The organism is Streptomyces sp. NPDC058326, assembly GCF_042879855.1.
Classification (GTDB): domain Bacteria; phylum Actinomycetota; class Actinomycetes; order Streptomycetales; family Streptomycetaceae; genus Streptomyces.
Genome location: NZ_JBHVZO010000003.1, coordinates 189,020 through 211,048 on the forward strand (window position 1 = coordinate 189,020; position 22,029 = coordinate 211,048).

The window sequence follows — 22,029 nt, forward strand, 5'->3', positions numbered from 1 at the left end:
CCGCACCCATGGGTGGTCCGGCGGTGTGTGCTGTTCGCGCATACGCTACCGGCCCCGGGAAGACCTTCCGCCCGGGGCCGGTAGCTGATACCTGACCGGTACCTGGCAGGTACGGGGCCGTGGCGTCAGCCTCGGCTCTTCAGGACCGCCTTCATGACATCCCTCGCGATCGGGGCGGCCAGGCCGCCACCGCTGATGTCCTCGCGGTCGGCCTCCGAGTCCTCGACGATCACGGCGACCGCGACCGGGGACCCCTCGGAGGTCTTCGCGTACGAGATGAACCAGGCGTACGGACGCTTGGCGTTCTTGTCGCCGTGCTGGGCCGTACCCGTCTTGCCGCCGACCTTCACGCCGTCCATGTTCAGGTCGGCGTTGCCACCGGTGCCGTTGGTGACGACGCTCTCCATCATCTGCTGGAGAAGCTGCGCGTTCTGCGGCGAGACCGGCCGGCTCATCTCCTCCGGCTCGTTCTGCTTGATGACGTCGAGGTTCGGGGCCCGCAGCTGGTCGATCATGTACGGCTTCATCAGCTTGCCGTCGTTGGCGATCGCCGCCGTGACCATCGCCATCTGGAGCGGGGTGGTCGCGGTGTTGAACTGACCGATGGACGAGAGCGCGTTTCCGCCGCGGTCGGCCTTCTTGTCGTAGACGGAGGCGGAGGAACGGACCGGCGTGAACTGCTCGGCGTTGAAACCGAACTTCTCGGCCATCTCGTTCATCTTCTCGACGCCGACGTCGTCGCCGAGCTTCGCGAAGACCGAGTTGCAGGAGATGTCGAGAGCACGCTTCAGGCTGGCGTCGGCGCAGCCTTTGGCATGGTTGATCATCTCCTTGTTGGAGAGCGGGATCTTCCAGCCCTCGGGGGTGTCGGTCGCCGCGTTGATGTCGGTGACCTTGCCGTTCTCCAGTGCCGCGGCGGCGGTGACGACCTTGAAGACGGAACCGGGCGGGTAGATCTCGCGGATCGCGCGGTTCTGCTTCGGCTTGTTCTTGTCGTTCTCCAGCGCCACCCAGGCCTTCTCGTCCTTGCGGGAGTACCCGGCGAAGGACGAGGGGTCGTACGAGGGAGTGGAGGCGAGCGCCAGGATCTTGCCGGTCTTTGGCTCGATGGCGACGACGGCGCCGGTGTTCTTCCCGAGGCCCTTGTACGCGGCCTTCTGCGCGGCCCCGCTGAGGGTGGTGACGACGTCGCCGCCCTTCTTCTTCTCACCGGTGAACATGGCGAGCGTGCGGTCGAAGAAGAGCCGGTCGTCGTTGCCGGTGAGGATGCCGTCCTCGATCTTCTCGATCTGGTTGGCGTCGTAGGCCTGCGAGGCGTAACCCGTGACCGGGGCCCACATGGGGCCGTCGGTGTAGGTGCGCTTGAACTTGTAGTACGGGTCCTTGGAGTCGACGGAGCCGGTGATCGGCTTGCCGTCGACGATGATGTTGCCGCGCTCGTTCGCGTACCGCTCGATCCGGACGCGGGTGTTCTTCGGGTGGGAGTTCAGTTCGTCGGCACGGACGAACTGGAGCCAGTTGTCCCGCAGGAGCAGGGCGAGGATGAGCAGGCCGCAGAAGATCGCGACCCGGCGCAGCGGCTTGTTCACGGACGGACCACCTGGGTCATCTCGGCGTCGGGGGACGGGGCGGGCGCGGGCGCGGGACGGCGCGCCGTGTCGCTGATCCGGATCAGGATGCCGATCAGAGCCCAGTTGGCGATCACGGAGGATCCGCCGTACGCGAGGAACGGCATGGTCATACCGGTGAGCGGGATGAGGCCCATCACACCGCCGGCGACGACGAAGATCTGGAGCGCGAAGGCGCCGGAGAGCCCCATCGCGAGCAGCTTGCCGAAGGGGTCGCGGGCGGCGAGGGCGGTACGGACACCGCGCTCGACGATCAGCCCGTAGAGGAGCAGGAAGACCATCACACCGGCGAGGCCGAGTTCCTCGCCGACCGTGGCGAAGATGAAGTCCGAGTTGGCGGCGAAGCTGATGAGGTCGGAATTGCCCTGACCGAGGCCGGTACCGAGGATCCCGCCGGAGCCGAAGGACATCAACACCTGGGTCATCTGGTCACAGGCGTTGAGCATGTTCTGGTCGGTCGCCGTCTCCAGGCAGCCGAAGGGGTCGAGCCAGGCCGCCACACGCGACTGGACGTGGCTGGCGAAGGAGCTCACGACGACCGCGCCGCCTGCGGCCATCAGCAGACCCATGACGATCCAGCTGGTCCGCTCGGTTGCCACGTACAGCATGATCACGAACATGCCGAAGAACAGCAGCGAGGTGCCGAGGTCGTTCTCGAAGACCAGGATGAGGAGGCTGACCGCCCAGATCGTCAGGATCGGGCCGAGGTCACGGCCACGCGGCAGGTAGAGCCCCATGAAGCGGCGGCTGGCCAGGGCCAGCGCATCGCGCTTCACCATCAGATAGCCGGAGAAGAACACCGCCAGGACCAGCTTGGCGAACTCACCGGGCTGGATGGAGAAGCCGCCGACCTTGATCCAGATCTTGGCGCCGAAGACGTCCGCGCCGAGGCCCGGGACCAGCGGCAGCAGCAGCAGGATGAGGGACACCACCATGGAGATGTACGTGTAGCGCTGGAGGACGCGGTGGTCCTTCAGGAGCAGCAGGACGCCCACGAACATGGCGATGCCGATCGCCGAGTACATCATCTGGCTCGGAGCGTCGGGGCTGAAGGACTTGTACAGCCGCATCGACGTCGCGATCAGCCGCGGCGACTGGTCAAGACGCCAGATCAGCACCAGGCCCATGCCGTTGAGCAGGGTCGCCAGGGGCAGCAGCATCGGGTCCGAGTACGGAGCCCACTTCCGCACCACGAGGTGGGCGACGCCGGCGAGCAGGGCCAGCCCGAGCCCGTACCCGAGCATGCCGGCCGGGATCTCGCCGTCGATGGCCAGGCCCACGTTGAGGTACGCGAACACCGGGATGGCGACGGCGAACGCGAGCAGCGCCAGCTCGGTGTTGCGACGGCTCGGCGCATCGATCGCGCCGATGGTGGTCGTGTTGGTGACAACGCTCATGGTGGTGAAAGGCCCCCTACGGGTGCTTACTGCTTGCCGCAGTTCGAGGCCAGCTTCTGCTCCTCCGCGGTGAGGGTGGGACCCGGGGACGGAGCGGCTGTGGTGGGCTTGGGGTCAGGGGTGGCGGTGTCGCCGGGCTTCTCGGTCGGCGGCTTGCTCGCCTGGTCGGCGGCCTTCTCGGCGGCCTCGCGGCGCTGCTCGGTCTTCTTGCAGGCCGAGGCCTGCGCCGCCAGCTCCGCGATCTTCGTCTGGGCCTTGCCGAGGCTGCCGCCCGTGATCGTGTCCTCGACCTGCTTCCGCTGGTAGGCGGGGAGGTACTTGAGTTCGATCTCGGGGTGGTCCTTCTGGACCTTCGAGAGCGAGACCCAGGCCAGGTCCTGGCTGATCCCCTGGTACAGCGCCACGTGCTGGTCCTTGGAACCGACGAAGTACTGCGTCTGCGTCCAGCGCCAGCCGCCGTACAGACCGCCGCCGAGGACCGCAAGGGCGAGGACCAGGAAGAAGGAGCGCTTGAGCCACTTGCGGCCGGTGCGCGGCTTCACGAAGTCGTCGTCCGTGTACGAATCGAAGGAGCCCTGCGGGGGCATGCCGCCGTAGCCGTGGCCGTCGCCGCTGCCGGGAGGACCGAAGCCGCCGGCGGGCGGCTGCTGGTGCGCGGCCGTGCGGCCGAGACCGGAGGCACGGCCGGCCGGGGTCTGCATGGCCCCGCCGTCGTTCAGCTGGGCCTGGTTCTCGGCGACCGCGCCCACGATGACCGGGGTGTCGCTGAGGTGACCGGCGAGGGTGTCGCCGCCGTCGACGTCGAGGACGTCGGCGACGATCACCGTGATGTTGTCGGGGCCACCGCCGCGCAGTGCGAGCTGGATCAGCTCCTGCACGGTCTCCTGCGGGCCCTGGTAGCTGGCGAGGGTGTCCTCGAGGGTCTGGTGCGAGACCACGCCGGACAGGCCGTCGGAGCAGATCAGGTAGCGGTCGCCGGCCCGGACCTCACGGATGGAGAGGTCGGGTTCGACGTGGTCGCCGCTGCCGAGCGCGCGCATGAGCAGCGAGCGCTGCGGGTGGGTGGTGGCCTCTTCCTCGGTGATCCGGCCCTCGTCGACGAGCCGCTGGACCCAGGTGTGGTCCTGGGTGATCTGGGTGAGGACACCGTCGCGGAGCAGATAGGCGCGCGAGTCGCCGACGTGCACGAGACCGAGCCGCTGCCCGGTCCACAGGAGTGCGGTGAGCGTGGTGCCCATGCCCTCCAGCTGCGGGTCCTCCTCGACCATCATCCGGAGCTGGTCGTTGGCGCGCTGCACCGCCGTACCGAGCGAGGTGAGGATGTCGGAGCCGGGGACGTCGTCGTCGAGCGTGACGAGGGTGGAGATCACCTCGGAGGAGGCGACCTCGCCGGCGGCCTGGCCACCCATGCCGTCGGCGATGGCGAGCAGCCGGGGACCGGCATAGCCCGAGTCCTCGTTGCCCTCGCGGATCATTCCCTTGTGCGAGCCCGCGGCGAATCGCAGGGACAGAGTCATGCGCACCTGCCCTGTCGCCGCTGCATCGGGGTACGGCCGGTCTCGACCCACACTGCCCACCCTCCGGTCGCTCCGGTCACGCCGGTCGCCTCAGTCGCTCCGGTCGGGAGCACGGCACGGCCGGTGGCGGGGACCGTCCCGACTCGCTCGCTCCGCTCGCGCCTATTCATGATGTAGCACTACTTCCGCAGCTCGATGACGGTCTTGCCGATGCGGATCGGCGCGCCCAGCGGAATCGGCGTGGCGGTGGTGAGGCGGGTCCGGTCGAGATACGTGCCGTTGGTGGACCCGAGATCCTCGACGATCCACTGGCCGTCCCGGTCCGGGTAGATCCTGGCGTGCCGGCTGGACGCGTAGTCGTCGTCCAGCACGATCGTCGAATCGTGCGCCCTGCCCAGCGTGATCGTCTGCCCCTGGAGGGCGACGGTCGTGCCGGTGAGGGTGCCCTCGGAGACGACCAGCTTGGTCGGGGCGCCACGGCGCTGCCGCCCACCGCCCGCGGTCTGCTGGCCGCGCTGCTGCGGAGGCGCGGCGGTCTGCCGCGCCTGCTGCTGCGGTCGCGCCTCTTGGCGCCGCGAACCGCGTTGGGTCACCCGCGTACCGAAGAGGTCGCTACGGATGACCTGGACGGCCACGATGACGAACAGCCACAGAACGGCCAGGAAACCCAACCGCATGACCGTCAGGGTCAGCTCTGACATTGCCCCCGCTTCACCCTTCGGCTTGCCGGTAAACGATGGTGGTGCTGCCCACGACGATCCGCGAGCCGTCGCGGAGCGTAGCGCGGGTGGTGTGCTGCCCGTCCACCACGATGCCGTTGGTGGATCCCAGATCCTGGATCGTCGAGGGCGTTCCGGTCCGGATCTCGCAGTGCCGGCGGGAGACGCCGGGATCGTCGATCCTCACGTCCGCGTCGGTGCTGCGGCCGAGGACCAGGGTCGGGCGGGAGATCTGATGGCGGGTGCCGTTGATCTCGATCCAGTGGCGCGCCCGGGTGCCCGCTCCCCCGTGGGTGCCGGGGCCGGGCATGGCGCCGGCTCCGCCCGCGGCGGCCGACGGCCGCTGGCCGGGAGCGCCGGGGGGCGGGGAGGCGGGCATGGGCGGAGCGCCGGCCGGGGGGTACCCGTAGCCGCCGCGACCCTGTGCCGGGCTCTGCTGCTGGTGGTGCTGCTGTCCGCCCGCGGGCGGCTGCGACTGTGACGTACTCGACGCCAGGGTGCGGCTGCGGACCCGGTACAGGCCGGTGTCGAGATCCTCGGCCTTCTCCAGATGGACCTTGATCGGGCCCATGAAGGTGTACCGCTGCTGCTTCGCGTAGTCCCTGACCAGGCCGGCGAGCTCGTCGCCGAGCTGGCCCGAGTAGGGGCTGAGGCGCTCGTAGTCGGGCGCGCTCAGTTCCACGATGAAGTCGTTGGGGACGACGGTCCGCTCGCGGTTCCAGATCTGCGCGTTGTTGTCGCACTCGCGCTGGAGCGCGCCGGCGATCTCGACCGGCTGGACCTCGGACTTGAAGACCTTGGCGAAGGTGCCGTTGACCAGACCTTCGAGACGCTGCTCGAAACGCTTCAGGACTCCCATGGGGCACCTCCTCCGTCGTTGTCGTCCTGGTACTGCTTACTGATCGTATCCACGCGTCGGGAAATCGGCTGGTTCCCCTTCTCTGCCCTGTGGACGAGTGTCACCTCTCACAGGCTTTCCCCACGGATCGTAGAGGCGGCCTGTGGACAGTGTCCCGCACCCGGCTGTGGGAGCGGGGGCTCGGTCCGGGGTACGGGGTGGTGCCGGGGGTGGTCCGTCCCGTTCATCCCTCTCCTTCCCACCTTCCTCCCCCTCCTTCCCTCCTCATCTCGCTGCTTCGCCTCTCTTCTCCGTTCCCTCCTGTCTTCGCTCCCGCCTCGGTTCGTCCGTCTCGGCCCTCACCTTCTTCCCCGTCCTCCCGCTTCCGTGCTTCTGCCCCTTCCTCACCTTGGTCTGCCCGAGCGGAGCCGAAACAACGGATGTGAATCCACGGTCTGCGACGTGCTAATCTTCTGATGTCGCCAGGCGCTCGCACCGAAGAGTGAGAGAGCCCGGAGCACACCCAATGCGCGGGTGGCGGAATAGGCAGACGCGCTGGATTCAGGTTCCAGTGCCCGAAAGGGCGTGGGGGTTCAACTCCCCCCTCGCGCACCAGACGGAAGCCCCGTAGGTCATCGACCTACGGGGCTTCCGCGTTGTCGTGGTGTGAGCCTTCCCACGTTCCTCGTCGGCGGCACACGACTTTTGTCGTCGGGGGCCGAGACGAAAGTGGGAAGCCCCGGGATCGGGCCGATGCGTACGGTGCGAGCGTGGACGTTATGTCGAAGTCGGGGGCCCGGAGTTCGTCCGGGGCCGTGGCCGTGCTCGCCGGCTGGTGGGCCTGGTTCGCGGTGCCGGGGCAGTGGTCGGGGCGCAGGATCACCGGGGAGGTGGCGCTCGCCGCGGTCGTCGCGCTGCTCGGCGCAGGGTCCGAGGAACTCATGGGCGGCGAGGGCTGGCAGCTGGCCGGGGTCGCCGTCGGCTCCGCCGTGCTGTCGTTGGTGCGGCGCAGACTCCCCGCGAGCGTGCTGGTCCTGACCGCGGGGGTCGCGCCTCTCGTGCCCGGTTTCGGTTTTGTGCTCCTCGTGGTCGGCTGGTCGTCCGGCCGGTACATCGCGGGCGCCGGGCGGGCGCTGGCCGCCTTCATCGTCGCTTTCGTCGTGAACGTCGGGGCGAGCCTCCTGGGGACCTATGACCCACAGCGGATGCTCGTCATAGCCCTTACGGCGACCCTCTACTACTTGGGCACGACGCTGGCCCCCGGGCTCGCCCACCGCTACTGGACCCAGCGGAGGACCCTGCTGCACGCGCTCCAGGAGCGCAACGCCCAACTGCTGCGGGAGCGGACCATGGTGGCCTGGCAGGCGCGGCTGCGGGAGCGGCAGCGGATCGCCCAGGACATGCACGACAGCCTCGGGCACCAACTGGCCCTCATCGCCGTGCATACGGGCGCCCTGGAGGTGGACCGGGAGCTGAGCGGGCGTCAGCGCGAGGTGGTCGGAGTCTTGCGGAACGCGTCGGTGACCGCGATGCATGAACTGCGGGAGGTCGTCGGGATACTCCGCGACGGCGTCGAGGCCGTCGACGGTACGGTCGGGGCGCCGTCGCGGGCCGGCGACGAGACGGGACGGGCCGCGCGGGGGATCGCCGGCATCGAGGGGCTCGTGGAGGCGGCGCGGGCGGCCGGCACCGCGGTCGGGCTGAGACGGTCGGGGGAGGAGCGGACGCTGGCGCCGGCCGCCGACCATGCCGCGTACCGGATCGTGCAGGAGGCCCTGACCAACGCCTACAAGTACGCGCCGGGGGCCCCGATCGGTGTCGAGCTGCGGTACGAGCCGGACACCTTCGTGGTGGAGGTGCTCAACGAGCAGCCGTCGGGAGGGCCGGCGAAGGACATGGTGAGCGGCGGACAGGGGTTGACCGGGCTCGCCGAGCGCGCTCGTCTGGTCGGCGGCATGTGCCACGCGGGTCCGGCCGACGGCGGCGGGTTCCGGGTGGCGGGGATGCTGCCGTACGGGGCGGCGCCGGTCGCGGAGGCAGCGCCTTTGGTCGATGTGGCCGACGACTTCCGGCAGCAGACCACGAAGCCGCTGGTGGGCGATGGTCGTCCGGTCGGGGTCGGACCGGCCGACTGGACGTTCACGGAGCGGGAGCTCGCTATGGCGGTGCATGGGGGCAGGACCAGAAGCACGGGTGGTTCGGTCGCGTTGGGCTGTGGGATCGCGTTCGCCGCGTTTGTGCTGCTGGTGGTCGCGGCGGGCTTCGGTCTCTTCTTCCTGATGGGTTCGATGCAGGAGGGGATGATCGACCCCGAGGAGTACGCAGCGGTGAAGGTCGGCTCGCCCGAGGAGGAGGTCCGCGACCGGCTCCCTTCGGGTGACACGATCGCCACCGCCGGCCTGGGGGGCAAGGGACCCGCGATGCCGGACGGCGCCGACTGCCTGGTGTTGATGTCCTCGGAGATAAGCGAGTCCTTCGACAAGGAGCCCGTATTCCGGTTCTGCTTCAGGGACGGCAAGCTGATCGAGAAGAAGTCGTACGAGGTCGAGGCGCGGTAGCGCTGATCCGCCCGTACCGAAGCGTGGGGGAACAGCAGTGGCAGGGCAGGCCATCAGGGTCGTGATCGCCGACGACGAGCCTCTGATCAGGGCAGGGATCCGGATGATTCTCACCTCGGACCCGGAGATCGAGGTCGTCGGCGAGGCCGCCGACGGCCGTCAGGCGATCGAAGCCGCTCGGGCGCACGCGGCCGATGTGGTGCTGCTCGACATCCAGATGCCGGTGCTCGATGGTCTCTCGGCGTTGCCGGAGCTGCGCCGAGCGGTGCCGAAGGCCCGGGTGATCGTCCTGACGACGTTCGGCGAGCGGGAGAACGTGCTGCGGGCGCTGGAGCACGGTGGAGCCGGGTTCCTGCTCAAGGACACGGCGCCGGCGGAGCTGATACGGGCGGTGCGGGCGGCCGCGGCGGGCGACGCTTATCTCTCGCCGGCGGCGACCCGTCATGTGGTGGAGCGGCTCGCCGGGGGCCGGGAGGCGGTCCGTGCGGAGCAGGCGCGGGGGCGGGTTGCCGGGCTGAGCGAGAAGGAGCGAGATGTGCTGGCCTTGCTCGGGGAGGGGCTCTCCAACGCGGACGCGGGGAAGCGGCTGCACATGAGCGAGGCCACGGTGAAGACGTATGTGAGCCGGATCCTCGCCAAGCTGGACTGTGAGAACCGGGTGCAGGCGGCGCTGCTGGCCCGGGACGCGGGGCTCTAGGGGCGAGGGCTGCGCGGGGAGGGGCGGCGCCGGAGGGGGGGGGCGAGGGGCTGTCGGGGGAGGCACTGGCCGGGTACGGGCGGGGCGGGCCGGGGCGAGGGGCTGTCGGGGGAGGCACTGGCCGGGTGCGAGCGGCGCCGGACCGGGGCGAGGGGCTGCCGGGGGGCTCTGTCCGGGTACGGGTGGCGCCGGCCCCGGGCGCCGGGGCTGTTCGTCAGCTGCCGTTTGGTCAGTGTGGGGGGCGTGAGGGGCCGTCCGGGGGGCCGTCCGGGACGGCGTTCTGGCCGGCCGCGTTGTAGCGGAGCAGATAGGCGGCGAAGCGGTCGAGGTCTTCGGCCGACCAGTCCTTGAGGCGCTTCTGGTAGGCCGCGCGGCGGTTCGTCCGGGCCGAGGCAAGCACCGTGGTGCCTGCCTCGGTGGGGTGGAGGACGTGCACGCGGTGGTCGTCGGGGGCGGGGCGGCGCTCGACGAAGCCGAGCTTCTCCAGGCCGGCGAGCTGGCGGCTGACCGTCGACTTGTCCAGCAGGTAGTGGGCCGCGAGATCGGTCGCGCGGCAGCCGCGCTGTTCCTCGATGTGTGCGAGCAGCGTGTACGAGACGAGCGGGAGCTCAGGGTGTACCCGGGCCGCCGCGGCGCGGGCGCGGCGGGCGAAGGCCGTCAGCTCACGCTGGATGACGTCCATGGACACCTCGCGTGGGGGCTCTGTGCCGCCGGTCATGGTGGGCTCCCTCGTCGTCGGGCGGGCAAGGTGCGCTCGCCACGCACTTTCAGTTGTATAGTACAACGGTTCTTTAGTTGTAAAAGCCAACCATGGAGGTCTCGGTGTCCACAGGACCCAAGGCGACCAGCGGCGCGTTGCGGCATGTCCTCGGGCATCTGCTCACCCCGCTGCTGATGTGCGTCGGCATGGGACTCGCCTACCTCGGCGCCTTCCACGCCCCCGAACCCCACGATCTGCGCGTCGATGTCGTCGGCTCGGGTCCCACCACCCAGGTCCTGGCGCAGACCCTCCAGGACAAGGGCGCCGGCGCCCTCGACGTCCGTACCGTCACCGACCGGGAAGCAGCCGTCGCCGCCCTGCGCGAGCAGAGCAGCTTCGGTGCCTACGTCCCCGGCGAGAGGCCCGAGCTGCTCGTCGCCTCGGCGTCCTCCGACACCACCGCCATGGCCGTCGAGAAGCTGTTCACCAAGGTCGCAGCCGAGCGGGACGCCCCGCTCAAGGTCACCGACGTGGCACCCGTCGCCTCCGGCGACCCCACCGGACAGGGCGTCTTCTTCCTGCTCGTCGCCCTCAGCATCGGCGCGTACGCCTCGGTGGCCGTCCTCGGTGGGGCCGGGGCCGTCCTGCCCATGCGGATCAGGGCCTTCCTCGCCGCCGGGATGTCGTTCGTCGTCAGCCTGATCGGGACACTCTTCGCCGGACCGGTCTTCCACCTGGTCGACCAGGGGCTCGGAGGGGTGTGGGCGCTGTCCTGGCTGTACGCGGCGGGCATCCTGCTCGTCGGCGTCGGCCTGCACACCTTCCTGCGCCGCTGGACGACGCTCGGCGTGATGGTGCTCTTCGTCATGCTCAACTTCACGAGCTCCGGCGGCATCTACCGGCCCGAGCTCCAGCCCGGCTTCTTCGGCGCCCTGCACGCCTTCTGGAACGGCGCGGGGTTCGTCGAGGGCGTACGCGGCCATGTGTACTTCGGCGGGCACGCGCTCGGCGGGCACGTCCTCGTCCTGGCCCTCTGGTTCCTGGCCGGGGCCGCCCTCGTCGTCGTCGCCGGGATCACCGAGACGAGGCGGGCCCGTGGGGCGGGCGCCGACGCCCCGGCAGGGGCCGCGTCCGAGGCGGGGCCCGGGCCCGGGTCCGGGTCCGAGGCCGAGGCGAGGTCCGGGTCCGAGGCCGAGGAGGAGATGGAGGAGGCGGTCGCGGTCTGAGGACGGTCCACAGAGGCTTGTCCACAGGGCGTCGTCGGCGTTGTCCACAGGGGAAGACGCCCACTCCGCTGCGGCGGTACCGTCTGCGCGGATGATGTTGGACTTTCGTCGGGGGAGGGCGTGCCATGGACGGGATCCAGGCAGTGGTGCCGGGACAGCGCGGTAAGGACGGAGGGCCGGGCGGCGTGCGCGTGCCGCACGTGCCGGGGTTCGCGCGCCGTGCCGACGTCGGCGTCGGGACGGCACACAAGGAACGCGGCAAAGAACTGAGGCAGCGGGTGCCGCGCTCCTCGCACTCCCGGCCCGCTCTCGCCGCCGACCGCCCGGACGCGGTCAGGGCCGTGGAGGAGTCGAGCCGCGACCGGGTCCCCGAGCTCGCGCCGATACGGGTCGGCAGGATGGCGGCGAGCCCCTTCGCCTTCCTGCGCGGATCCGCCGGTCTCATGGCCCACGACCTCGCCGGCACCCCCGTCACCGGGATAGCCGCCCAACTGTGCGGCGACGCCCACGCCGCCAACTTCGGGCTCTACGGCGACGCCCGCGGCCGGCTCGTCATGGACCTCAACGACTTCGACGAGACCGTCGTCGGCCCCTGGGAATGGGACCTCAAGCGGCTCGCCACATCCCTGGTGCTCGCGGGCCGGGAGGTGGGCGCGAGCGAGGAGATGTGCCGAGCCGCCGCCTTCGACACCGTCGGCGCCTACCGGCGCACCATGCGCCTGCTCGCCCGGCTTCCCGCGCTCGACGCCTGGAACGCGATCGCCGACGAGGAACTGGTCTCGCACACCGACGCCCGTGATCTTCTCGGCACCCTGGAGCGGGTGTCCGCGAAGGCCCGCAACAACACCAGCGCCCGATTCGCCGCCCGGTCGACGGAGGTCGTGAGCGACGCGGAGGGCGGCGGGCGAAGATTCGTGGACGCGGCCCCGGTGCTGCGCCGGGTCCCGGACGCCGAGGCCGCCGCGGTCACCGCCTCCCTCGGCGCCTACCTGGAGACCGTCTCCGAGGACCGGCTGCCGCTGCTCGCGCGGTACGCCATCCACGACGTGGCCTTCCGGGTGGTCGGCACCGGCAGCGTCGGCACCCGTTCCTATGTCGTGCTCCTCCTGGATCACCGGGGCGAGCCGCTGGTGCTCCAGGTGAAGGAGGCCAGGCCGTCCGCCCTGCTGCCCCATCTGCCCGCCGCTGGCTTCACCGTGCCGGCCCCCGGCCACGAGGGGCGGCGGGTGGTGGCCGGGCAGAAACGGATGCAGGTCGTCAGCGACATCCTGCTCGGCTGGACCACGGTCGAGGGGCGCCCCTTCCAGGTGCGGCAGTTCCGCAACCGCAAGGGCAGTGTCGACCCCGCCGCGCTCACCGTCGCCCAGGTCGACGACTACGGCCGGATGACCGGAGCGCTGCTCGCCCGTGCTCACGCCCACAGCGCGGACCCGCGGCTCATAGCGGGGTACTGCGGCAAGAACGAGGAGTTCGACGAGGCCGTCGCCGCCTTCGCGGTCTCGTACGCGGACCGCACCACCAGTGACCACGCCGACCTGCTCGCGGCCGTCCGCGCGGGTCGCATAGCGGCGGAACTGGGCGTCTGACGTCCGTCGCGTGAGCGGGGGGCGGCGGCGGGGCGGGGGCGGGAGAGGGGAAGGGGGAGGGGAGGGAGGGGGGAGGCCCCCCGAGGCCCGTAGGCTGGGGGGACGAGGCGGAACGAGGACTGGGCGGGCGTGGACGTGAGCGTGGACCAGGGTGTGAACGAGGGGCCCGGGGACGAGCGGCCCGAGGCGCGGCTTGAGCGGGCCGTGCGGGTGGCCGAGCAGGCTCTGATCGAGTTCGAGATCGCCGTCGAGACGTTCCGGGTCGAGGTGGACAACTTCTCGCGGCTCCACCACCAGAAGCTCGGCCCGATGTACGCGCGGCTCGACGAGCTCGACGCACGGATCGCCGAGGCGCGGGCCGCCCGTACCGGCGACCCGGAGGATCTGCGGCGGGCGCAGGAGGCGCGGGCCGCCGTCATGCCGATGCCCGGGGTGGACGAGTTGTTCCACGACTGGATCGACTCCGACGGCCTCTCCCCCGAGGCGGAGGCCATGCTCACCGACCGGCCGGTGCAGCCTCCGAAGCGGGTCCGTCCCAGCGAGGAAGCCCGCAGGCTCTACCGGGAGCTGGCCCGCAAGGCCCACCCCGACCTGGCCCGCGAGGAGGACGAGCGGAAGCGGCGCGAGGAGTTCATCACGCGCGTCAACGCGGCCTACGCCCGTGGTGACGAGGCACTGCTGCGGGAGCTCTCCGCGGAGTGGGAGGCCGGTCCCGTGCCGGCCGAGGAGCGGCTCAGCGAGAGCGAGGAGCTGTACGCGCGCCTGGAGTGGCTGGCGGAGCGCAAGGACATGCTGTCGGCGCTGGCCCGCGAGCTGGAGGAGAGCGCGATCGGCGCGATGCTGCGGATGGCGCCGGAGGACCCGGACCGGCTCCTCGAGGAGATCGCGGAGCAGCTGCTCGCGCAGGTCTCCGAGCGGGAGAACGAGCTGACCGAGCTGGTGCAGTAGGTTTTTCCGTGCGCTCGGGTTCCTTCGGGCGGTACTGACGAGAGAAGGCCTGTCCCATGAATTTCTCCCCGCTCCCCTCGGTGGACGCGGCTTCCGTGCCGGCCGATGCCCTGGTGCTGGACGTCAGGGAGGACGACGAGTGGGCGGCCGGTCATGTCGAGGGCGCGCTGCACGTGCCGATGAGCGACTTCGTGGCCCGCTTCGGTGAGGTGACGGAGGCCGTGGCCGAGCGTGGTCGCGCCTATGTGATGTGCCGGGTCGGCGGCCGGTCGGCGCAGGTCACGCAGTATCTGGTGCAGCAGGGCTTCGACGCGGTGAACGTCGACGGCGGGATGCTCGCCTGGGACGGTGCCGGACGCCCGATGGTGACGGCCAGCGGCAGCCCGGCCTTCGTCCTCTGACGGCTGCCGGCCGGGGCCCGTCCTAGCCGAGGGGGTGGGTGGCCAGCAGGTCGCCCAGGGCCTCCTCGTGGGCAGCGGCGGGGCCGAGGGACAGCTCAAGGTGTTTGGCCCAGGCGTGGTAGCGGTGCAGGGGGTAGTCGGTGTCCGCGCCGAAGCCGCCGTGGAGGTGCTGCGCGGTCTGCACCACGCGCCGTACGCCCTCGGAGGCCCAGATCTTCGCGACGGCGATGTCCCCCGTGGCGGGGAGCCTTCCTTCGGATGCGCTGGAGAGACGCCAGGCGGCCTGCCAGAGGGTGGCCTCCATGGCGCGCAGGTCGATGTAGCGGTCGGCGGTCTGCATGGCGACGGCCTGGAAGGTGGCCACCGGGTGGCCGAACTGCTCGCGTTTCCCGGTGTACTGGCTCGTCATGGTGAGCACGGTCTCGCCGAGGCCGAGGGCGAGCGCGCAGGTGCCGGTGGTCAGGATCCCGCGCAGCCACTCCCAGGCGCCCTCGGTGTCGATGACGTCGGCGGCGTCGAGGCGTACGGCGTCGAGCCGTAGTTCGGCGAGGAGCTCGCCGTTGGTGGAGTACTGCGCGGTGAGGGTGAGACCGTCGTGCGCCCGGGGCAGCAGGGCGAGGACGGAGCGGCCCTCGGCGGTGTGCGCGGGTACGGCGACGAGGTCGGCTCCGTGGGCCCAGGGAACGGCGGTCTGGAGGCCGTCGAGGAGCCAGGCGGTGCCGTCGCGGCGAGCGGTGACGGCACGCTCGGCGGGGTCGTGTCCGGTACGCCCCTGGGAAGCGGCGGTGAGGACGAGTTCACCGCGGCCCACCCGGGGGAGCAGTGCGGCGGCCGTCTCCGGGGAGGCGTACCGCCCGACGGTCATGGCGACGGCGCTGGTCTCCAGGAGGGGGACGCGGGCGAGGACGCGGGCCGACTCGCGCAGGACGAGGCAGAGTGCGACGGCGTCGAGACCGGCGCCCCCGTGCTCGGGGGGCGCCGTCAGGCTCAGCAGGTCGGCGGCGGCGAGGCGGGCCCAGAGCGGGCGGTCCAGGTCCTCCGAGACGGCGCCCGGCGTGAGGGCGGGGCTCGGTACCGCGTCGGGCGCGACGCCCGAGAAGACCGCCTTCGCCGCCTCGGCGGCCGCCTGCTGTTCTTCGGTGAAGGTGAAGTCCACTGCCCTGCCCTCCCGTTGTCGCCCCCGTCCGTCCTGACGGTTCGTCAAGATAGAACAGGTTCTAGTGGAAGGGAATGGGCTGCGGCCGGACTTGTCAGCGGTCGAAGTCCAACTCCACGTCCGGGGTGACCGGATGGGACTGGCAGGCGAGCACGTATCCGGCTTCTGTCTCCTCCGGTTCGAGCGCGAAGTTGCGGTCCATCCGCACCTCTCCGCCGACGAGGAAGGCGCGGCAGGTGCCGCACACCCCGCCCTTGCAGGCGTACGGGGCGTCCGCGCGGGCGCGGAGCACCGTGTCGAGCAGGGTCTCGCCCCGGTCGACGGGCCAGCTGCCGGACCGGCCGTGCAGGGTTGCCGTCAGGGTGGCGTGCGCGGGGGTGTCGCCGGCCGGTACCGGGGCGGGTGCGGAGCCGTCGTCGACGTGGAAGATCTCCTGGTGGATCCGGCCACGGTCGACCCCGAGGCCGCGGAGCGCGCGCTCGGCGCCCTGGACGAGCCCGAAGGGGCCGCAGAGGAACCAGCCGTCGATCGTGTCGACCGGCAGCAGCGCGGGCAGCAGCTCGGCGAGCCGCTCGCGGTCGAGACGGCCGGACGGCAGGCCCGCCTGCTGTTCCTCCCGGGAGAGCACGGTGACCAGCTGGAAGCGGTCGGGGTAGCGGTCCTTCAGGTCGGCGACCTCGTCGAGGAACATCGTGGACGAGGCGGTACGGTCGCTCCGGATCAGACAGAACCGGGCCTCCGGCTCGCGGGCGAGCAGAGTGGCCGCGATCGACAGGACCGGGGTGATGCCGCTGCCGCCGACGACGGCTGCGAAGTGGCCGGGGCGCGGGGTGAGCGAGAAGCGGCCCATCGGCTCCATGACCTCGACGAGGTCGCCGACGGTCAGTTCCTTGAGGGCGTACGTCGAGAACGAGCCGCCGTCGACGAGCCGGATGCCGACGCGGAGTACGGGGGGCTCGCCTGCCGGGGCGGCGGGGGCGCAGATCGAGTAGGTGCGCCGGATCTCCTCGCCCCGCTCGCCCGTGCGGCGCAGGGCGAGGTGCTGGCCCGGGAGGTGCCGGTACGTCTCGTGGAGTTCGGGCGGGACGGCGAAGGTGACGGCCACGGAGTCGTCCGTGAGCCGCTCGACCTCGCTCACCCGGAGCGGATGGAACCCGGCCCGTCCGGCGGCGCCTGAGGACACCATCTACAACTCCTTGAAGTGGTCGAACGGTTCGCGGCAGGCGGTGCAGCGGCGCAGCGCCTTGCACGCGGTCGAGGAGAAGCGGCTCAGGAGCTCGGTGTCGGTGGAGCCGCAGTGGGGGCAGCGGATCGCGAGGGTCAGCGGCACCGGACCGCCGGCCGGGCCGGGGCCCTGGGGGCGCGGCGGGGCGACGCCGAACTCGGCGAGCTTGCGGCGCCCTTCCTCGCTGATGTCGTCGGTGGACCACGCGGGGGCGAGGACCGTGACGACCGAGACCTCCGGCACTCCGTGCTCGTGGAGCGCGCGCTCGATGTCCGAGGACATGGCCTCGACGGCGGGGCAGCCCGTGTACGTCGGGGTGAGGGCGACCTCCACCCGGCCGGGGCCGGTGACCTGGACGCCCCGCAGCACGCCGAGCTCCGCCAGGGTGAGGACGGGCAGCTCGGGGTCGAGGACGGCGCCGGCGATCCGGCTCAGCTCCTCTTCCAGGGCGGTCATGGTCACCATGACGCTCCCGGGTGGCTGCGGTGCAGGTGCTGCATCTCGGCGATCATGCGGCCGAAGGGCTCCGTGTGCAGTCCCTGCCGGCCTGCCCCCGCGGCCCAGGCGCCGGTACGCGGCCCCTCGGGCACGGTGAGCGTGGCCCTGCCGAGGACGTCCGTCACCGATGCCAGCCAGGCGCTCTCCATGGCCGCGTGGTCCACGTCGAGGCCCTCGACGGGCTGGAACAGCTCGCCCGTGTATCGCCAGAGGGCGTCGCAGGCCCGGCGCATCCGCTCGTGGCTCTCGGCGGTGCCGTCTCCGAGCCGAAGGGTCCAGTGCTCGGCGTGGTCCTGGTGGTAGGCGACCTCCTTGACGGCCTTGGCCGCGAGACCGGCGAAGGGGCCGTCCCCGGCGGCCAGCTGCCCGTACAGGAGGCGCTGGTAGGTGGAGAAGTAGAGCTGCCTGGCGATGGTATGGGCGAAGTCGCCGTTCGGCTGTTCGACCAGCTGGACGTTCCGGAAGGAACGCTCCTCGCGCAGGTACGCCAGTTCGTCCTCGTCGCCGACGAGGGAGAGCAGGACCCGGGCCTGGCCGAGGAGGTCGAGCGCGATGTTCGCCAGGGCGACCTCCTCCTCCAGGACGGGGGCGGCGCCGGCCCACTCCCCCAGGCGGTGGGAGAGGACGAGTGCGTCGTCGCCGAGGGCGAGTGCGGCGCCGGTGAGCAGGGCGCCCTCACGGGTGTCGGGGGTGCTCACAGGTGCTTCACCCCCTCCGGGATCTCGTAGAACGTCGGGTGGCGGTAGGGCTTGTCGGCGGCCGGCTCGAAGAAGGGGTCCTTCTCGTCGGGCGAGGAGGCGGTGATCTCCGAGGAGGGCACGACCCAGATCGACACGCCTTCGCTCCTGCGGGTGTACAGGTCGCGGGCGTTGCGCAGTGCCATCTCCGCGTCGGGCGCGTGGAGACTGCCCGCGTGGGTGTGGGACAGTCCGCGGCGGGAGCGCACGAACACCTCCCACAGCGGCCAACCGTCGCTCGTCATGCCTGTGCCTCCCCGTGCTTGCCGGTGTTCTTGTGCTTCTCCGCGTGGGCGGCCGCGGCTTCTCTGACCCAGGCGCCGTCCTCGTGGGCCTGGCGCTGTTTGCTGAGCCGCTGGTCGTTGCAGGGGCCGTTGCCCTTGAGGACGTCCCAGAACTCGGTCCAGTCGATGGGGCCGAAGTCGTAGTGCCCGCGCTCCTCGTTCCACCGGAGGTCGGGGTCGGGGAGGGTGAGTCCGAGGGCCTCGGCCTGCGGAACGGCGATGTCGACGAAGCGCTGCCGCAGCTCGTCATTGGTGTGGCGCTTGATCTTCCAGGCCATCGCCTGGGCGGTGTGGGTCGACTCGTCGTCCGGCGGGCCGAACATCATCAGGGACGGCCACCACCAGCGGTCCACCGCGTCCTGCGCCATGGCGTGCTGGGCCTCGGTGCCCCGGGAGAGGGCGAGCAGCGCCTCGTACCCCTGGCGCTGGTGGAAGGACTCCTCCTTGCAGACCCGGACCATCGCGCGGGCGTACGGCCCGTACGAGCATCGGCAGAGCGGGACCTGGTTGGTGATCGCGGCCCCGTCCACCAGCCAGCCGATCGCGCCGACGTCGGCCCAGGTCAGCGTCGGGTAGTTGAAGATCGAGGAGTACTTCTGGCGGCCCGCGTGGAGCTTGTCGAGCAGCTCGTCGCGGCTGGTGCCGAGGGTCTCCGCCGCGCTGTACAGATACAGGCCGTGGCCGGCCTCGTCCTGGACCTTGGCCATGAGGATCGCCTTGCGCCGCAGTGAGGGCGCGCGGGTGATCCAGTTCGCCTCCGGCTGCATGCCGATGATCTCTGAGTGGGCGTGCTGCGCGATCTGCCGGACGAGCGAGGCCCGGTAGGCCTCGGGCATCCAGTCGCGCGGCTCGATCCGCTCGTCGGCGGCCACGGCGGCGTCGAACACGGCCTCGTACCCGGCCTGCTCCGCCGCCACGGCCGTGTCCGACACGCCGGGCACGCCCGTGGTCGCTGCTGTCCCTGCCGTCACTGCGGTCATCAGACCCCCTACCGACCGATCGTTCGGTTGAATGACTTCAATGGTGAGTCGACGGCCCGTATGGTGTCAACCCTGTGGATAACCGGGGTGGGCCGAACGGGAGCGGGACGGGATGGACGCGTACGTCGAGAAGGGCGCCGCCGACGTGGACGAGGACCGCCCGGCAGCCCCTGCGGACCCCCCGGCCGTGGCTCCCGGCACCGCACCCCCGGCGCACCGCGCGGCCCACGGGATCATGGCCCTTTCGCTGCCCTACCAGGTCGTCCTCGCCGTGGCGCTCGCCGTCGCCGGGGTGTTCGCCTGCGTCCACCTGGCGATGGTGTTCCTGCACGTGGCGCCGTCCAACACGGTGACCAAACGGCACGGCCAGGCCGTCGACGACTGGGTCTATCCCGAGTTCGAGCAGAACTGGAAGCTCTTCGCGCCCAACCCGCTCCAGCAGAACACCGCCGTCGAGGTCCGCGCCGAGCTCGCCACCCCCGGCGGCGGCCGCCGTACCACCGACTGGATCGACCTCACCGCCCAGGACGCCGAGGCCATCCGCCACAACCCGATGCCCAGCCACGCCCAGCAGAACGAGCTCCGCCGGGCCATCGACTTCTACCTCAACTCGCACTCCGACGAGGACCGCCCCAACGGGATGCGCGGCCGCCTCTCGGAGGAGTACATGCGCCGGATCGCGATGCTCCGCCTCGACGGCCTGCCCGCCCTCGAAGGCCCCGACGGCCGGCCGATCGCGGGCGATGTGCGGCGCATCCAGCTCCGTACCGTCACCAGGGCTGTCGCCGCGCCCCGGTGGAGCTTCGAGAAGACCGACACGGACCCCTCCTACCGCGACTTCCCGTGGTGGCCGGTCACCGCCGCCGACCTGCCCGCCGGAGCGGACCTGCCGACCGCGGCCGATCCGGCCGCGGGAGCCGACCGCTCCGCCGGAGCCGACCGAAGCCGCACGGAGGCGGGCCGATGACCACCCCCCAGCCCCTCACCCCTCCCCCGGCCACCGCCACGCGCACGCGTACCCGCGAGCCCCTCGACCGACGGCTCGCCCGCGCCGTCCAGACCGTCACGAGCCGCTCCCTCGGCCCGTACCAGAGCGCGATCGTGCGGATCGGCGTCGCGCTGACCTGGCTGGTCTTCCTGCTGCGCGAGCTGCCGCACCGGCACGAGCTGTACGGCCCCGACAGCCCCTGGTCCTGGGAGATGGCCCGTCGGCTGATCGCCGACAACCGGTCCTTCACCGCCCTGATGTGGTCGGACGGCCGGCTCTGGTTCGAGGTCGTCTACGCGCTCGCCGTGCTCTCCGCCGTGCTGCTCCTCGTCGGCTGGCGTACCCGGGCCGTCTCGGTGGTCTTCATGGCCGGGGTGCTCTCGCTGCAGAACCGGTCCGTCTTCGTCGGCGACGGCGGCGACAACGTCCTCCACCTCGCCGCGATCTACCTCGTGCTCACCCGCTGCGCCCAGGTGTGGTCCCTGGACGCCCGACGGGCGGCCCGTGACGCCCGTGCCACCCTTGCGGGCCGACCGCCGCGCGAGGACCTCGTCGGCCCGCTGCTGTGGATCGTGCTCGGCGGTCTCCTCCTCGCCACGACCTGGTTCAGCGAGGTCACCGGCGAGTGGTGGCTGCCCGTACTGCTGTGGGTGCTGTGGCTCGGGAACGGCCTGTGGTGGCTGGTCTGCCGGTACGCGCCGGGGGAGCCGCGCACCCTGCTCGACGCGCTCGCCCATCTCGCGCACAACGGCGCCCTCTTCGTGATCATGGCGGAGGTCTGTCTGATCTACGCCACGGCCGGCTGGTACAAGATCCAGGGTTCGCGCTGGCAGGACGGCACCGCGCTGTACTACCCGCTCCACCTCGACTACTTCACGCCGTGGCCGGCCCTCTCCGATCTGCTCGCCGGCAGCGGCGTCATGGTGCTGCTGCTGACCTACGGCACGGTGATCGTGCAGGTCGCCTTCCCCTTCACGCTCTTCCACCGCAAGGTCAAGAACGTCCTGCTCGTCGTGATGATGGTGGAGCACGCGGGGATCGCGGTGATCCTCGGGCTGCCCGTCTTCTCGCTCGCGATGATCTCCGCCGACGCGGTGTTCCTGCCGACGCCCTTCCTGGTGGCGCTCGGCGCGTGGGTCGTGCGGGGCAGGGACCGGCTGTTGCGGCGGGCGCCCGTCGAGAAGCTGCCCGAGCAGCGCCGTACGGGTGAGGAGCAGGGCCCCCGTACCCTCGTCGGGTGAGCACCACCAGTACCCCTGACGAGAAGCCCGGCGGCGAAACCGGCGCGGAGGCCGCGGAGCCGGTCCAGTACGACGAGGGCTTCGGCCCCGAGATCGGCGTCGGGCCGCACCCGGAACCGTGGCCCGAGGGCGAGCGGTACGACCCCGAGCTGCTTGCCGGCGGCGACCGGCGCAATGTCGTCGACCGCTACCGGTACTGGACGCGGGAGGCGGTCGTCGCCGATCTGGACACCCGGCGCCATGACTTCCATGTGGCCGTGGAGAACTGGGGCCACGACTTCAACATCGGTTCGGTGGTGCGGACCGCCAACGCCTTCCTGGCGAAGGAGGTCCACATCGTGGGCCGGCGGCGCTGGAACCGGCGCGGTGCCATGGTCACCGACCGGTACCAGCACGTCCGGCACCATCCCGACACCGAGTCGCTGACCTCGTGGGCGGCGGCCGAGGGCATCCCCGTCATCGGCATCGACAACCTGCCCGGAGCCGTGCCGCTGGAGCGGACCGTGCTGCCCCGCCGCTGTGTGCTGCTCTTCGGGCAGGAGGGCCCGGGACTCACCGAGGAGGCCCGCGCCCATGTGGAGATGGTCTGCTCGATCGCCCAGTTCGGCTCGACCCGCTCGATCAACGCGGGCGCGGCCGCCGCCATCGCGATGCACGCGTGGGTGCAGCGCCACGCGGTGATCGAGAGTCCCTGAGGCGGCGGCG

Annotated in this window: 21 protein-coding genes and 1 tRNA gene; 10 read left to right on the plus strand and 12 right to left on the minus strand. The window is 71.2% G+C overall.

The features are described 5' to 3' along the window. Positions 1-125: 125 nt before the first annotated feature. The 5 genes from ACFVYX_RS06450 to ACFVYX_RS06470 all read right to left on the minus strand — a co-directional run bounded on the left by ACFVYX_RS06450 (position 126) and on the right by ACFVYX_RS06470 (position 6,120). The gene (locus ACFVYX_RS06450) at positions 126-1,589 is read right to left on the minus strand and encodes a peptidoglycan D,D-transpeptidase FtsI family protein (protein WP_389680203.1); all 1,464 of its coding nucleotides are present in this window, start codon (positions 1,587-1,589) and stop codon (positions 126-128) included. Further along, positions 1,586-3,025, minus strand: coding sequence for an FtsW/RodA/SpoVE family cell cycle protein (locus ACFVYX_RS06455; protein WP_389680204.1), 1,440 nt, complete (start codon positions 3,023-3,025; stop codon positions 1,586-1,588). Before ACFVYX_RS06455 ends, ACFVYX_RS06450 begins: the two co-directional genes overlap by 4 nt. 26 nt (positions 3,026-3,051) lie before the next feature. Next, a complete protein-coding gene (locus ACFVYX_RS06460; protein ID WP_389680205.1) occupies positions 3,052-4,542 on the minus strand; it encodes a Stp1/IreP family PP2C-type Ser/Thr phosphatase in 1,491 nt (496 codons plus the stop codon). A 179-nt stretch (positions 4,543-4,721) separates the two neighbouring features. Further along, positions 4,722-5,243, minus strand: a complete 522-nt coding sequence (locus ACFVYX_RS06465; RefSeq protein WP_389680206.1) for an FHA domain-containing protein — start codon at positions 5,241-5,243, stop codon at positions 4,722-4,724. Positions 5,244-5,253: 10 nt separating this feature from the next. Then, entirely contained in the window at positions 5,254-6,120 is an 867-nt protein-coding gene (locus ACFVYX_RS06470; RefSeq protein ID WP_389680207.1) for an FhaA domain-containing protein, read from the minus strand. Between the two features lie 507 nt (positions 6,121-6,627). Here ACFVYX_RS06470 and ACFVYX_RS06475 point away from each other — a divergent pair. From ACFVYX_RS06475 to ACFVYX_RS06485, 3 genes are all read left to right on the plus strand, one after another. Beyond that, positions 6,628-6,714: transfer RNA gene (locus tag ACFVYX_RS06475), tRNA-Leu, on the plus strand. A 164-nt stretch (positions 6,715-6,878) separates the two neighbouring features. Then, positions 6,879-8,657, plus strand: a complete 1,779-nt coding sequence (locus ACFVYX_RS06480) for a histidine kinase (protein WP_389680589.1) — start codon at positions 6,879-6,881, stop codon at positions 8,655-8,657. A 37-nt stretch (positions 8,658-8,694) separates the two neighbouring features. Then, positions 8,695-9,354: a response regulator gene (locus ACFVYX_RS06485; RefSeq protein WP_389680208.1), complete on the plus strand. Its 660-nt coding sequence runs from the start codon at positions 8,695-8,697 to the stop codon at positions 9,352-9,354. A 229-nt stretch (positions 9,355-9,583) separates the two neighbouring features. Here the strand turns inward: ACFVYX_RS06485 and ACFVYX_RS06490 are convergent, their stop codons facing one another. Further along, the gene (locus ACFVYX_RS06490) at positions 9,584-10,072 is read right to left on the minus strand and encodes a MarR family winged helix-turn-helix transcriptional regulator (protein WP_389680209.1); all 489 of its coding nucleotides are present in this window, start codon (positions 10,070-10,072) and stop codon (positions 9,584-9,586) included. 92 nt (positions 10,073-10,164) lie between these two features. Here ACFVYX_RS06490 and ACFVYX_RS06495 point away from each other — a divergent pair, with 92 nt between their 5' ends. From ACFVYX_RS06495 to ACFVYX_RS06510, 4 genes are all read left to right on the plus strand, one after another. Continuing rightward, positions 10,165-11,280, plus strand: coding sequence for a hypothetical protein (locus ACFVYX_RS06495; RefSeq protein ID WP_389680210.1), 1,116 nt, complete (start codon positions 10,165-10,167; stop codon positions 11,278-11,280). 125 nt (positions 11,281-11,405) lie between these two features. Continuing rightward, on the plus strand, positions 11,406-12,866 hold the full coding sequence (locus tag ACFVYX_RS06500) for a DUF2252 domain-containing protein (protein ID WP_389680211.1): 1,461 nt from the start codon (positions 11,406-11,408) through the stop codon (positions 12,864-12,866). A gap of 129 nt (positions 12,867-12,995) precedes the next feature. Next, complete coding sequence (locus ACFVYX_RS06505; protein ID WP_389680212.1) at positions 12,996-13,814, plus strand: hypothetical protein; 819 nt, start codon at positions 12,996-12,998, stop codon at positions 13,812-13,814. 56 nt (positions 13,815-13,870) lie between these two features. Continuing rightward, positions 13,871-14,215, plus strand: a complete 345-nt coding sequence (locus ACFVYX_RS06510; protein WP_389680213.1) for a rhodanese-like domain-containing protein — start codon at positions 13,871-13,873, stop codon at positions 14,213-14,215. 22 nt (positions 14,216-14,237) lie between these two features. On the opposite strand, the gene ACFVYX_RS06515 is transcribed toward ACFVYX_RS06510, so the two are convergent. From ACFVYX_RS06515 to paaA, 6 genes are all read right to left on the minus strand, one after another. Next, complete coding sequence (locus ACFVYX_RS06515; protein ID WP_389680214.1) at positions 14,238-15,371, minus strand: acyl-CoA dehydrogenase family protein; 1,134 nt, start codon at positions 15,369-15,371, stop codon at positions 14,238-14,240. A gap of 94 nt (positions 15,372-15,465) precedes the next feature. Further along, positions 15,466-16,557, minus strand: coding sequence for a 2Fe-2S iron-sulfur cluster-binding protein (locus ACFVYX_RS06520; RefSeq protein WP_389680215.1), 1,092 nt, complete (start codon positions 16,555-16,557; stop codon positions 15,466-15,468). Beyond that, positions 16,558-17,061, minus strand: coding sequence for a 1,2-phenylacetyl-CoA epoxidase subunit PaaD (gene paaD / locus ACFVYX_RS06525; RefSeq protein ID WP_384106473.1), 504 nt, complete (start codon positions 17,059-17,061; stop codon positions 16,558-16,560). Next, on the minus strand, positions 17,055-17,792 hold the full coding sequence (paaC, locus tag ACFVYX_RS06530) for a 1,2-phenylacetyl-CoA epoxidase subunit PaaC (RefSeq protein ID WP_389680216.1): 738 nt from the start codon (positions 17,790-17,792) through the stop codon (positions 17,055-17,057). The genes paaD and paaC overlap by 7 nt, the downstream gene beginning before the upstream one ends. Further along, a complete protein-coding gene (paaB, locus tag ACFVYX_RS06535) occupies positions 17,789-18,076 on the minus strand; it encodes a 1,2-phenylacetyl-CoA epoxidase subunit PaaB (RefSeq protein ID WP_188267519.1) in 288 nt (95 codons plus the stop codon). The genes paaC and paaB overlap by 4 nt, the downstream gene beginning before the upstream one ends. Beyond that, the gene (gene paaA, locus ACFVYX_RS06540) at positions 18,073-19,095 is read right to left on the minus strand and encodes a 1,2-phenylacetyl-CoA epoxidase subunit PaaA (protein WP_389680217.1); all 1,023 of its coding nucleotides are present in this window, start codon (positions 19,093-19,095) and stop codon (positions 18,073-18,075) included. Before paaA ends, paaB begins: the two co-directional genes overlap by 4 nt. Before the next feature lie 112 nt (positions 19,096-19,207). On the opposite strand from paaA, the gene ACFVYX_RS06545 reads away from it, so the two are divergent. From ACFVYX_RS06545 to ACFVYX_RS06555, 3 genes are read left to right on the plus strand one after another with little or no spacing between them, the layout of a single operon-like run. Beyond that, entirely contained in the window at positions 19,208-20,062 is an 855-nt protein-coding gene (locus tag ACFVYX_RS06545) for a DUF5819 family protein (protein ID WP_389680218.1), read from the plus strand. After that, positions 20,059-21,324 carry an HTTM domain-containing protein gene (locus ACFVYX_RS06550; RefSeq protein WP_389680219.1) on the plus strand — a complete coding sequence of 422 codons (1,266 nt, stop codon included), beginning with the start codon at positions 20,059-20,061 and terminating at the stop codon, positions 21,322-21,324. Before ACFVYX_RS06545 ends, ACFVYX_RS06550 begins: the two co-directional genes overlap by 4 nt. Continuing rightward, positions 21,321-22,019 (plus strand): TrmH family RNA methyltransferase, encoded by a 699-nt coding sequence (locus ACFVYX_RS06555; RefSeq protein WP_389680220.1) that lies wholly within the window; start codon positions 21,321-21,323, stop codon positions 22,017-22,019. The genes ACFVYX_RS06550 and ACFVYX_RS06555 overlap by 4 nt, the downstream gene beginning before the upstream one ends. Positions 22,020-22,029 lie beyond the last annotated feature (10 nt).